The 12,479-nt window shown below is 62.8% G+C and carries 13 protein-coding genes; 12 read left to right on the forward strand and 1 reads right to left on the reverse strand.

What is annotated here, in order from left to right:
- Nucleotides 1–12 precede the first annotated feature (12 nt).
- Nucleotides 13–690, reverse strand: coding sequence for a DNA-3-methyladenine glycosylase (locus J4E53_RS27120; protein ID WP_060740476.1), 678 nt, complete (start codon nt 688–690; stop codon nt 13–15).
- 196 nt (nt 691–886) lie between these two features.
- Between J4E53_RS27120 and J4E53_RS27125 the strand changes: the two genes are divergently transcribed.
- The 12 genes from J4E53_RS27125 to lipA all read left to right on the forward strand — a co-directional run bounded on the left by J4E53_RS27125 (nt 887) and on the right by lipA (nt 12,320).
- Complete coding sequence (locus J4E53_RS27125) at nt 887–2,158, forward strand: glutamate-5-semialdehyde dehydrogenase (protein WP_060740477.1); 1,272 nt, start codon at nt 887–889, stop codon at nt 2,156–2,158.
- A gap of 1 nt (nt 2,159) precedes the next feature.
- A complete protein-coding gene (nadD, locus tag J4E53_RS27130; protein WP_072411928.1) occupies nt 2,160–2,846 on the forward strand; it encodes a nicotinate-nucleotide adenylyltransferase in 687 nt (228 codons plus the stop codon).
- 71 nt (nt 2,847–2,917) lie between these two features.
- A complete protein-coding gene (gene rsfS, locus J4E53_RS27135) occupies nt 2,918–3,412 on the forward strand; it encodes a ribosome silencing factor (RefSeq protein ID WP_058543147.1) in 495 nt (164 codons plus the stop codon).
- Between the two features lie 9 nt (nt 3,413–3,421).
- The gene (rlmH, locus tag J4E53_RS27140) at nt 3,422–3,889 is read left to right on the forward strand and encodes a 23S rRNA (pseudouridine(1915)-N(3))-methyltransferase RlmH (protein ID WP_047229490.1); all 468 of its coding nucleotides are present in this window, start codon (nt 3,422–3,424) and stop codon (nt 3,887–3,889) included.
- Between the two features lie 9 nt (nt 3,890–3,898).
- Nucleotides 3,899–5,794 carry a penicillin-binding protein 2 gene (gene mrdA / locus J4E53_RS27145; protein ID WP_060740479.1) on the forward strand — a complete coding sequence of 632 codons (1,896 nt, stop codon included), beginning with the start codon at nt 3,899–3,901 and terminating at the stop codon, nt 5,792–5,794.
- Nucleotides 5,795–5,825: 31 nt separating this feature from the next.
- Entirely contained in the window at nt 5,826–6,929 is a 1,104-nt protein-coding gene (gene rodA, locus J4E53_RS27150) for a rod shape-determining protein RodA (protein ID WP_060743125.1), read from the forward strand.
- Between the two features lie 17 nt (nt 6,930–6,946).
- On the forward strand, nt 6,947–7,957 hold the full coding sequence (mltB, locus tag J4E53_RS27155) for a lytic murein transglycosylase B (protein ID WP_060740480.1): 1,011 nt from the start codon (nt 6,947–6,949) through the stop codon (nt 7,955–7,957).
- On the forward strand, nt 7,957–8,967 hold the full coding sequence (locus tag J4E53_RS27160) for a septal ring lytic transglycosylase RlpA family protein (protein WP_060740481.1): 1,011 nt from the start codon (nt 7,957–7,959) through the stop codon (nt 8,965–8,967). Before mltB ends, J4E53_RS27160 begins: the two co-directional genes overlap by 1 nt.
- 168 nt (nt 8,968–9,135) lie before the next feature.
- Nucleotides 9,136–10,293 carry a D-alanyl-D-alanine carboxypeptidase family protein gene (locus J4E53_RS27165; protein WP_060740482.1) on the forward strand — a complete coding sequence of 386 codons (1,158 nt, stop codon included), beginning with the start codon at nt 9,136–9,138 and terminating at the stop codon, nt 10,291–10,293.
- A gap of 80 nt (nt 10,294–10,373) precedes the next feature.
- The gene (locus J4E53_RS27170; RefSeq protein ID WP_053125656.1) at nt 10,374–10,649 is read left to right on the forward strand and encodes a DUF493 domain-containing protein; all 276 of its coding nucleotides are present in this window, start codon (nt 10,374–10,376) and stop codon (nt 10,647–10,649) included.
- Nucleotides 10,649–11,296 carry a lipoyl(octanoyl) transferase LipB gene (gene lipB, locus J4E53_RS27175; RefSeq protein ID WP_003205887.1) on the forward strand — a complete coding sequence of 216 codons (648 nt, stop codon included), beginning with the start codon at nt 10,649–10,651 and terminating at the stop codon, nt 11,294–11,296. Before J4E53_RS27170 ends, lipB begins: the two co-directional genes overlap by 1 nt.
- A 1-nt stretch (nt 11,297) precedes the next feature.
- Complete coding sequence (lipA, locus tag J4E53_RS27180; RefSeq protein ID WP_014340371.1) at nt 11,298–12,320, forward strand: lipoyl synthase; 1,023 nt, start codon at nt 11,298–11,300, stop codon at nt 12,318–12,320.
- Nucleotides 12,321–12,479: the final 159 nt, after the last annotated feature.

Raw genomic sequence — 12,479 nt, forward strand, 5'->3', positions numbered from 1 at the left:
TGTGCGGTGTGTTCATGAAAGCAAAAAATAATCACGCCCTTCGACCTGCCCCCGTCGCAGCGGGTTACGGGTGCACCACGGTGCGTAGGCGGCATCGACGAAGCGATAGAGCAAGTGTTCATCCCGTCCCAATGGAATACCCAGGCGGGTGGTCTGGATCGCGTTGACCGTTGGCACGTCCACATCTTCCACCAGCAAGCGCTCGGGGTCGAAGCGCTTGGCGTCCCAGTCCGGCACTTTCAGCCCCAAAGCTTTGCACAACAGGGTCTGGCCGGCACAGAGTTTTTGCGGTGTGCGCGGCCGGCCTTGGGCGTCGGGGTTGTTCAATAGCATCTGCGCCAGGCTCGCCGGCCCGGAAAGGGTATCGACCCACGGGTAGGCGGATTTGATCAGCACCGCGTTGCCGGGACCCTGGGCGCTGAAGTTCAGCGAATCGCCGCCCCGGGCGTAGTACATATAGATGTGTCCGCCATCCAGAAACAAAGCCTTACGCTTTTCCGTGTAGCCCAGCGAGGCGTGGCTGCCTTTTTCGGCGAAGTAATACGCCTCGGTCTCGATGATCCGCGCGCTGAGCCACAGGTCGCCGACCTTGTGACGAATGACTTTGCCCAGCAGGTCTTTGGCAAGGACCTGGGCGTCGCGGTCGAAAAAGGCGTGGGGCAGGGCGTTGGGCGATGGCAAATCGGTCATGGCGATAGACGAAGTGAGGCCAAAGGAAGCGCGATGATAGCAATGGAAAGCTTAATCACCGCTGAACACTCGCTTCAACCGGCTGTTTACGCCTGTTTTACTTCTCCGCCGGTCACCACTGCGAGTCCATGCTGTTAGTCGAGGGTTACGACAGCTATAATCTGCCGCTTTCCCCATCGCCAAGACCACACAGACCATGACTGAGTCCGTTCTTGACTACATGACCCGCCTGGGTCGCGCCGCTCGCGAAGCGTCGCGCATCATCGGCCGGGCCAGCACCGCGCAGAAAAACCGCGCCCTGCAGGCCGCCGCCAATGCGCTGGACGCTGCGCGCGCCGAGTTGTCCGCCGCCAACGAGCTGGACCTGGCCGCCGGCCGGGCCAATGGCCTCGAACCGGCCATGCTCGAGCGCCTGGCGCTGACCCCGGCCCGCATCGACGGCATGATCGTCGGTCTGCGCCAGGTCGCGGCCCTGCCGGACCCGGTCGGGGCGATCCGCGACATGAGCTACCGCCCGTCGGGCATCCAGGTCGGCAAGATGCGCGTGCCCCTGGGCGTGGTCGGGATCATCTACGAGTCGCGGCCGAACGTGACCATCGACGCCGCGAGCCTGTGCCTGAAGTCGGGGAACGCGACCATCCTGCGCGGCGGTTCCGAAGCCATCCATTCCAACCGTGCCATTGCCGCCTGCATCCAGCGCGGCCTGGCCGAGGCCGATCTGCCGGCGGCCGTGGTGCAAGTGGTGGAAACCACCGACCGCGCCGCAGTCGGCGCCCTGATCACCATGCCCGAGTTCGTCGATGTCATCGTGCCACGTGGCGGCAAAGGCCTGATCGAACGGGTCAGCCGTGACGCCCGCGTGCCGGTGATCAAGCATCTGGACGGTATCTGCCACGTCTACGTCAGTGCCCACGCCGAATTGCCGAAGGCCCAGCGCATCGCCTTCAACGCCAAGACCTACCGCTACGGTATCTGCGGCGCGATGGAAACCCTGCTGGTGGACCAGGCCGTTGCCCAGGACTTCCTGCCGTCGATGGCCGCCCAGTTCCGCGAAAAAGGCGTCGAACTGCGCGGTTGCGAGCGCACCCGGGCGATCATCGAGGCCGTTGCGGCCACGCAAGAAGACTGGGACACCGAGTACCTGGCGCCGATCTTGTCGATCCGCGTGGTCGACGGGCTGGACCAGGCCATCGAACACATCAACCGCCACGGCTCGCACCACACCGACTCCATCGTCAGTGAGCACCAGGGCGAAACCCGGCGTTTCGTGGCCGAAGTGGATTCGGCGTCGGTGATGATCAACACCCCGACCTGCTTCGCCGACGGCTTTGAATACGGATTGGGTGCCGAGATCGGCATTTCTACTGATAAGCTGCACGCCCGCGGCCCGGTGGGCCTCGAAGGCCTGACCTGCGAGAAGTACATTGTGGTCGGTGACGGCCAGTTGCGCGGACAGGAGCCGGTCTGACTTGGGCGACCTCGACCCGTCAGCCGCTGTGACGACGACAACTCCGCCCCGGCGCATCGGTATCCTGGGCGGCACGTTCGACCCGGTGCACATCGGCCATTTGCGCGGTGCGCTGGAAGTCGCCGACGCCCTGGCCCTCGATGAGCTACGCCTGACGCCCAGCGCCAGGCCGCCTCACCGGGACACGCCACAGGTGTCGGCGCAGGACCGTCTGGCGATGGTCGAGTGCGCGGTGGCCGGTGTGGCACCGCTGGTGGTGGATGCCCGCGAATTGCAGCGGGACAAACCGTCCTACACCATTGATACCCTGGAGCTGATGCGCGCCGAACTGGCCGTTGATGCCCAGGTTTTTCTGCTTCTGGGCTGGGACGCATTTTGCGGCCTGCCCACTTGGCATCGCTGGGAAGAGTTGCTCCAGCATTGCCACATCCTGGTGTTGCAACGCCCGGATGCCGACAGCGAGCCGCCGGATGCCTTGCGCAACCTGCTGGCGGCCCGCTCGGTGAGCGACCCGCTGGCCCTGAAAGGGCCGAGCGGACAGATTGCATTCGTCTGGCAGACGCCGCTCGCGGTATCCGCCACCCAGATCCGTCAACTGCTGGCCAGCGGTAAGTCGGTACGTTTCCTGGTGCCCGACGCGGTCCTGGCCTACATCGATGCGCACGGGCTTTACCGTGCGTCGAACTGAAAAAGGCGCGCTTCAAGGCACGTGAATGCGTGTAGCGAAGCACCCGAACATACGAGCAAAACGAGTTTTATATGACTGACAAAGACGTAAACAAAGTAAAGCGCAAGGGCACGTTCAAGAGCGCCCCGCTGCCTGTAGAGGCGCATACCGGCGTGGCGCTGGTCGGCGAAGAGCTGGTCAAGGTGGCCGTGGCGGCCCTGGAAGACGTCAAGGCCCAGGACATCCAGGTGATCGACGTTCGTGAAAAGCAAAGCATCACGGACTACATGATCATCGCCACCGGTACCTCCAACCGCCAGATTGGCGCGATGCTGGATAAGGTCCGCGAAGCGGTCAAGGCCCAGGGCGTCAAGCCGCTGGGTGAAGAAGGCAAGGGCGACAGCGACTGGGTGCTGTTGGACATGGACGATGTCATCGTGCACATGATGACCGCCTCGGCACGTCAGTTCTACGACCTGGAGCGCCTGTGGGCCGGTGCCGAGCAGAGCCGTTCGGCCAGCGCCGCGCATCACAGCCCGGAAAACCCCCATGAGCACTTCACCAAGCTCAACAAAGACCAGCAATAAGGGACCGCTGTGCGACTGCGCCTGATCGCCGTCGGTTCTCGCATGCCCAAGTGGGTGGAAGAAGGCTGGCATGAATATGCCAAGCGTCTTCCCTCCGAGCTGGCCCTGGAACTGGTGGAAATTCCGCTCAACACCCGTGGCAAGAACGCCGACGTGGCGCGTTTCATCCGCCAGGAAGGCGAAGCCATGCTGGCCAAGGTTGGGCCGAACGAGCGCATCGTCACCCTCGAAGTCCATGGCAAGCCCTGGAGCACCGAGCAGTTGGCGGTGGAACTCGATCGCTGGCGGTTGGACGCACGCACGGTCAACTTCATGGTCGGCGGCCCGGAAGGGCTGGCGCCGGAAGTCTGTGCCCGGGCCGATCAGCGCTGGTCGTTATCGCCGTTGACGTTGCCGCACCCGCTGGTGCGGATCCTGATCGGCGAACAGTTGTATCGTGCCTGGACAGTCCTGTCCGGGCACCCTTACCACAAGTAATCCTGCCCCATGCCCCAGCCGATCCGCATCAAGGACCACGAAAAAGACGCCCGTCTGGTACGGGGCCGCGTCGTGTTCGGTGCTATTACGGTGGTGACGCTGATCGGCGTGCTGATTGCGCGCTTGTATTTCCTCCAGGTGATCCAGTACGAGTACCACTCCACCCTGTCGGAAAACAACCGGGTGCACGTGCAACCGATCCCGCCGACCCGCGGGCTGATCTTCGATCGCAACGGCGTGGTGGTGGCGGATAACCGGCCCAGCTTCAGCCTGAGCATGACCCGCGAGCGCTCCGGTGACTGGCAGCAGGTACTCGACGTGATCGTCGAAGTGCTGCAACTGACGCCCGAGGACCGGGCGATCTTCGAGAAGCGCATGCGCCAGGGCCGACGGCCGTTCGAGCCGGTGCCGATCCTGTTCGAGCTGACCGAAGAGCAGATCGCCCTGATCGCCGTGAACCAGTTCCGCCTGCCCGGCGTCGAGGTGGTGGCGCAGTTGGTGCGGCATTATCCCCAGGGGCCGCATTTCGCCCACTCGGTCGGCTACATGGGGCGGATCAACGAGAAAGAGCTCAAGACCCTCGATCCGGTCAATTACAGCGGCACCCACCATATCGGCAAGACGGGTATCGAGCGCTTCTACGAGCCCGAACTGCATGGCCAGGTGGGTTACGAGGAAGTCGAGACCAACGCTCGCGGTCGCGTATTGCGGGTGCTCAAGCGCACCGATCCGATCCCCGGCAAGGACATCGTCCTGAGCCTGGACATCAAGCTGCAAGAGGCCGCCGAAGCGGCGCTGGGCGGGCGGCGCGGCGCGGTGGTGGCCCTGGACCCGAACACCGGCGAAGTGCTGGCGATGGTCAGTCAGCCGAGTTTCGACCCGAACCTGTTCGTCACCGGCATCAGCTTCAAGGCCTATGCCGAGTTGCGCGATTCCATCGACCGGCCGCTGTTCAACCGTGTGCTGCGCGGCCTGTATCCGCCGGGTTCGACCATCAAGCCGGCCGTGGCGATTGCCGGGCTGGACTCCGGCGTGGTGACCGCTTCGAGCCGGGTCTACGACCCGGGTTATTACCAGTTGCCGAACTATGACCACAAGTACCGCAACTGGAACCGTACCGGCGACGGTTATGTGGACCTGGAAACGGCGATCATGCGTTCCAACGACACCTACTTCTATGACCTGGCCCACAAGCTGGGGATCGATCGGTTGTCGTCCTACATGAACAAGTTCGGTCTCGGCCAGAAAGTCTCCCTGGACATGTTCGAGGAATCCCCCGGCCTGATGCCTTCGCGCGAATGGAAGCGGGCGACCCGGCGCCAGGCCTGGTTCCCCGGCGAAACCCTGATCCTGGGGATCGGCCAGGGCTACATGCAGGCCACGCCACTGCAGTTGGCCCAGGCCACGGCGCTGGTGGCGAGTAAGGGCAAGTGGTATCGCCCGCACCTGGCCAAGACCATCGAAGGCCAGAAGCCGGTGGACCCGGACCCGATGCCGGACATCATCCTGCGCAACCCGTCGGACTGGCAGAAGGTCAACAACGGCATGCAGCAGGTGATGCACGGCGCCCGCGGCACCGCCCGCAAGGCGTCCATCGGTGCGCAATACCGGATTGCCGGCAAGAGTGGTACGGCCCAGGTCGTCGCCATCAAGCAGGGCGAGAAGTACGACCGCTCCAAGGTCCAGGAACGCCACCGCGACCACGCCCTGTTCGTCGGTTTCGCGCCGGCCGACAACCCGAAGATCGTCGTGGCGGTCATGGTCGAGAACGGCGAGTCGGGTTCCGGCGTCGCCGCGCCGGTGGTGCGCCAGATCATGGACGCCTGGCTGCTGGATGAGCACGGCCAGCTCAAGCCTGAGTACGCGAGCCCCATCACTGCGGAGGCTACGGCCCGTGAAGAATAATTTCGACCGGATCCTTTCCAGCGAAGACGTGATGCGCCGTCGCGCCACCTTGTTGCAGCGCATGCACATCGATGGCCCGTTGCTGATCCTGCTGCTGACCCTGGCCGCCGGCAGCCTGTTCGTGCTGTATTCGGCCAGCGGCAAGAGCTGGGACCTGCTGGCCAAGCAGGCCACCTCGTTCGGCATCGGCCTGGTGTCGATGATCGTGATCGCCCAGCTCGAGCCGCGGTTCATGGCGCGCTGGGTGCCGCTGGCCTATGTGGTGGGGGTCTGCTTGCTGGTGGTGGTGGACATCATGGGCCACAACGCCATGGGCGCCACCCGCTGGATCAACATACCCGGGGTGATCCGCTTCCAGCCTTCGGAATTCCTCAAGATCATCATGCCGGCGACCATCGCCTGGTACCTGGCCAAGCGTTCCCTGCCGCCGCAGCTCAAGCATGTGTGTATCAGCCTGTTGCTGATCGGCATCCCGTTCATCCTGATCGTCCGTCAGCCGGACCTCGGCACCTCGCTGCTGATCCTGGCCGGCGGCGCCTTCGTGCTGTTCATGGGCGGGCTGCGCTGGCGCTGGATCCTCAGCGTGATCGCCGCCGCGGTGCCGGTGTCGGTGGCCATGTGGTACTTCGTGATGCACGACTACCAGAAGCAGCGGGTGCTGACTTTCCTCGACCCGGAGAGCGATCCGCTGGGCACTGGCTGGAACATCATCCAGTCCAAGGCCGCCATCGGCTCCGGCGGGGTGTTCGGCAAGGGCTGGCTGATGGGCACCCAGTCGCACCTGGACTTTTTGCCGGAAAGCCACACCGACTTCATCATCGCCGTCATGGGCGAGGAGTTCGGCCTGGTGGGCATCTGCGTGTTGCTGCTGATCTATCTGCTGCTGATCGGCCGGGGGCTGGTGATCACCGCCCAGGCCCAGACGCTGTTTGGGAAATTGCTCGCGGGCAGCCTGACCATGACGTTTTTTGTTTATGTTTTCGTCAACATCGGTATGGTCAGTGGCCTGTTGCCGGTCGTGGGGGTGCCGTTGCCTTTCATTAGCTACGGAGGAACTTCGCTGGTGACCCTACTGTCAGCGTTTGGGGTTTTGATGTCGATTCATACGCATCGCAAGTGGATCGCGCAGGTTTGAATAAGGTGAAGAGTTCAATGCAAGCAATGCGCGGCTGGTCGACGCGATATGCGCCGTGGATCGGCCTGGTCGGCTTCCTGGGCAGTGCGTCGCAGGCCTTGGCTGGTGAATACGAAGGCTCGCCCCAGGTGGCCGAATTCGTCGGTGAGATGACCCGCGACTACGGTTTTGCCGGTGAGCAACTGATGGGGGTGTTTCGCGAGGCCGAACGCAAGCAGTCGATCCTCGATGCGATCTCCCGGCCCGCCGAGCGGGTCAAGCAGTGGAGCGAGTACCGGCCGATGTTCATCACCGAGGCGCGTATCGCCCGGGGCGTGGACTTCTGGCGCCAGCACGAGGCGGCCCTGGCCCGTGCCGAGCAGGAATACGGCGTGCCGGCCCAGGTCATCGTGTCGATCATTGGTGTCGAGACCTTCTTTGGCCGCAACACCGGGAATTTCCGGGTGATCGACGCGTTGTCGACCCTGGGCTTCGATTACCCGCCGCGTGCCGAGTTCTTCCGCAAGGAGCTGCGCGAGTTCCTGTTGCTGGCCCGTGAAGAGCAGGTCGATCCGTTGACCCTCAAGGGCTCCTATGCCGGGGCCATGGGCCTGCCGCAATTCATGCCCAGCAGTTTCCGCGCCTACGCGGTGGACTTCGACGGCGACGGCCACATCAATATCTGGACCAACCCGACCGATGCCATCGGCAGTGTCGCCAGCTATTTCAAGCGCCACGGCTGGGAAGCCGGCCAGCCGGTGGTCAGCCGTGCCGACGTGCGTGGCGAGCAAGTGGACGAGGGCCTGACCGAGGGCATCGAGCCGACGAAAACCGTCGGGGAGTTGCGGGCGTTGGGCTGGTCGAGTCATGATGCGCTGCGTGACGACATGCCGGTCACCGCGATGCGCCTGGAAGGCGAACAAGGCCCCGAATACTGGATGGGCCTGAAGAATTTCTACGCGATTACGCGTTATAACCGCAGCGTGATGTACGCCATGGCCGTATATCAACTGTCTGAAGAGCTGGTCAAAGCACGGGGCGTCAAATAATGCGGGCATTGCCTACCTATCAACCCCTGAAGCTCGTGGCGTTGGCCGCGCTGTCGCTGTTGGTCGTCAGTTGTTCGACCAGCCGCGCGCCGGCCCAGAAAAACACCACCGCCGTACGCGCGACGCCGGGCCTGGACATCAACCGGGCCCACAAGGACGGCGCGCCGTGGTGGGACGTGGATGTCTCGCGCATTCCCGACGCCACGCCGACCCTGCACACCGGTCCCTACAAGGCCAACCCGTACACGGTGCTGGGCAAGACCTATTTCCCGATGGCCGAGTCCAAGCGCTACGTGGCCTCGGGCACGGCGTCCTGGTACGGCACCAAGTTCCATGGCCAGAACACCGCCAATGGCGAGGTCTATGACCTGTATGGCATGAGCGCGGCCCACAAGACCCTGCCGCTGCCCAGCTATGTGCGGGTGACCAACCTGGACAACAACAAGAGCGTGATCCTACGGGTCAATGACCGTGGGCCGTTCTATTCCGACCGCATCATCGACCTGTCGTATGCGGCGGCGAAAAAACTCGGTTACGCTGAAATCGGCACCGCCCGGGTCAAGGTCGAAGGCATCGACCCGCAGGAATGGTGGGCCCAACGTGGCCGTCCGGCGCCTTTGATGCTCAACGAGCCGAAAGTGGCGCAAAATGCCGCGCCAACCGTGACGGCGTCCACCGGCACGGTCGAGCAGTGGACACCACCGCCGCAGCAACACGCCGCGGCCGTGCTGCCCGTGCAGATCGATGCAAAAAAAAACGCTTCTGCAACAGCGTCTGGCCAGTTTCTGCAAGTGGGCGCGTTCGCCAACCCGGACGCTGCCGAACTGCTGAGGTCGAAGCTAAGCTCGATGGTGAGCGCCCCGGTGTTCATCAGCTCGATCGTGCGCAACCAGCAGACACTGCATCGGGTGCGCCTGGGGCCGATCGGTTCTCCGGGTGAAGTCCAGCAGGTGCAGAACAGTGTGCGCCTGGCCAATCTCGGTTCGCCGAGCCTGGTCACCGCTGAGTAATTGAATGAGGCCCGCTGGCGGTTGGAGCGGGTCAGGTTGTTGGCTCCATGAATAATAAAAGCCCGGCAAGGGCAGTGAGTGAGCAACTTAAATACGCGGCAGCTCGTTAGAAAGCTGCCTGTTTCAGTTTTGCCTTCGGGCAGTCCCATTAGCGATTTCGAGAGACGGATGAACATCACCACCTTTGCCAAACGCCTTTGCCTGCTAGTCCCGCTGCTTCTCTCACCGGCCGCGTTCGCGGTCGAGATGATGCCGGCTCCCCCTCAATTGGCCGCCAAATCCTTTGTGCTCATGGATGCCAGCAGCGGCGAGGTGCTGGTAGAGAACAACGGTGACCAGCGCCTGCCACCGGCCAGCCTGACCAAGCTGATGACCGCCTACATCGCCACGCTGGAAATCCGTCGCGGCCAGATCGGTGAAAACGATCCGGTGACCGTCAGCGAAAACGCCTGGCGTACCGGCGGTTCGCGGATGTTCATCAAGGTCGGTTCGCAAGTGACCGTCAGCGACCTGCTGCACGGCATCATCATCCAGTCCGGCAACGACGCCAGCGTCGCCCTGGCCGAGCACATCGCCGGCAGCGAAGATGCGTTCGCCGACATGATGAACAAAACCGTGGCCGACCTGGGCATGACCAACAGCCACTTCATGAACCCCACCGGCCTGCCGAACCCTGAGCACTATTCGTCGGCTCACGACATGGCGCTGCTGGCCCGGGCAATCATCCACGAAGACCCGGCCCACTACGCCATCTACTCCCAGAAGGAGTTCTTCTGGAACGGCATCAAGCAGCCTAACCGCAACCTGCTGCTGTGGCGCGACAAGACCGTCGATGGCCTGAAGACCGGTCACACCGACGAAGCCGGCTACTGCATGGTGTCTTCGGCTGTGCGTGATGGCATGCGCCTGATCGCTGTCGTCTTCGGCACCAGCAGCGAAGTGGCCCGTGCCGCCGAGACCCAGAAGCTGTTGACCTACGGCTTCCGCTTCTTCGAAACCCAGACCTTCTACCAGAAGGGCACCGAACTGGCCCAGGCCCAGGTCTGGAAAGGTTCGAGCAACCAGGTCAAGGCCGGCCTGGCCCAGGACCTGACCATGACCCTGCCCAAAGGCCAGCTCAAGAAGCTCGCTGCCAGCATGACCATGAACCCGCAACTGACCGCTCCCATCGCCAAGGGCGACGTGATCGGTAAAGTCGAAGTCAAACTGGACGACAAAGTGGTGCACAGCGCTGACCTGATCGCTCTGGACGCGGTCGAGGAAGGTGGTATCTTCCGCCGCATCTGGGATAGCATCCGTCTATTCTTCTACGGCTTGTTCAACTGATCGAGTGTTGACCTGCATGGCCTCGTTCCCATCCGGAGCGGGGCCATGTGCGTTACCACGGCTTACGAGGCCGTTACGCCATGACAGACTCTGAAGTAAAGGCGCCAAAAATCGAATTTCCCTGCGCGGATTACCCCATCAAGGTAATCGGCGACACCGGCGTGGGGTTCAAGGACAAGATCATCGCGATCCTTGAAAAACATGCCACCGTTGACCACAAGACCCTGGCCGAGCGCCAGAGTACCAACGGCAAGTACACGACGATCCAGTTGCACATCATTGCCACTGGTCAGGAACAGCTCTACGACATCAACAGCGAGCTGCGAGCGACCGGTTTCGTGCACATGGTGTTGTGATGCCGGGCACGCTGGGCTTTCGCGAGCTGGGCACGATGGCCTACGAGCCGGTCTGGCATGCCATGCAACGCTTCACGAACGAACGCGGTACCACCGCCGACGATGAAGTCTGGCTGGTGGAACACCCGCCGGTGTTCACCCAGGGCCAGGCCGGCAAGGCCGAGCACCTGTTGCTACCGGGGGATATCCCGGTGGTGAAGGTCGACCGGGGCGGGCAGGTGACCTACCATGGCCCTGGTCAGCTGGTCGCCTACCTGTTGCTGGATGTGCGCAAGCTGGGGTTTGGCGTGCGCGAGCTGGTCACCCGCATGGAAACGTGCCTGATCGAGCTGCTGGCCAGCTACGGTGTGACGGCGGCGGCCAAGCCGGATGCGCCGGGTGTCTACGTCGATGGGGCGAAAATCGCCTCCCTCGGCTTGCGGATCCGCCATGGCTGTTCGTTTCATGGCCTGGCGCTGAACGTGGACATGGACCTGGCGCCATTCCGACGGATTAATCCCTGTGGCTACGCGGGACTGGCGATGACCCAGTTGAGCGAGCACGCAGGATCGATTGAATTTGCCGAGGTAAGTGCCCGGCTGCGCGCGCAGCTCGTCAAACACCTCGACTATGCTGAGCAGACGACCCTCACGGGCGGAATCGACTGATATGACTACTGATGCAGTGCAAACCATGATCCCGACGCTGGACGTCACCGAGCGTCCGGCCCCGCGTGCCAAGGTAGAGGCCGGCGTCAAGCTGCGCGGCGCCGAGAAGGTTGCACGCATCCCGGTCAAGATCATTCCCACCACCGAACTGCCGAAGAAACCCGACTGGATCCGTGTGCGCATCCCGGTTTCCCCGGAAGTCGACCGCATCAAGGCGCTGCTGCGCAAGCACAAGCTGCACAGCGTTTGCGAGGAAGCGTCCTGCCCGAACCTGGGCGAGTGCTTCTCCGGCGGTACCGCCACGTTCATGATCATGGGCGATATCTGCACCCGTCGTTGTCCGTTCTGTGACGTCGGCCACGGCCGTCCGAAGCCCTTGGACACCAACGAACCGGAAAGCCTGGCCATCGCCATTGCCGACCTGAAGCTCAAGTACGTGGTCATCACCTCGGTGGACCGTGACGACCTGCGTGACGGCGGTGCCCAGCACTTTGCCGACTGCATCCGCGAGATCCGCAAGCTGTCGCCGAACGTACAGTTGGAAACCCTGGTGCCCGATTACCGTGGCCGCATGGACATCGCCCTGGAAATCACCGCCGCCGAGCCGCCGGATGTGTTCAACCACAACCTGGAAACCGTACCGCGCCTGTACAAGGCCGCGCGTCCGGGGTCGGATTACCAGTGGTCGCTGACCTTGCTGCAGCGCTTCAAGCAGATGATGCCGCACATTCCGACCAAGTCCGGCTTGATGCTGGGCCTGGGTGAGACGGATGAGGAAGTTATCGAGGTCATGAAGCGCATGCGTGAGCATGACATCGATATGCTGACCTTGGGGCAGTACTTGCAGCCGTCCCGTAGTCACTTGCCGGTGCAGCGTTTTGTGCACCCGGATACCTTTGCCTGGTTTGCCGAGGAAGGGTACAAGATGGGCTTCAAGAACGTGGCTTCGGGGCCGTTGGTGCGGTCTTCGTATCATGCGGATGAGCAGGCTAAGTTGGTCAAGGCTGAGCTTCTGGGTTCTTGATTTAGCTGGTTTGTGGGGGGGTGTGTATATCCGTTTCTTAGGTAACGGCTACTTACGGTTCCGCTCTTACAGCGGGTCACTTTTGAAAAGCGCAAAAGTAACCAAAACGCTCTTGCCCCACCACTCGGCACCTCGCCTAGGCTCGGTGTGCCCTCACTC

The sequence above is a fragment of the Pseudomonas sp. FW305-28 genome (assembly GCF_017351395.1).
GTDB lineage: Bacteria > Pseudomonadota > Gammaproteobacteria > Pseudomonadales > Pseudomonadaceae > Aquipseudomonas > Aquipseudomonas fluorescens_AA.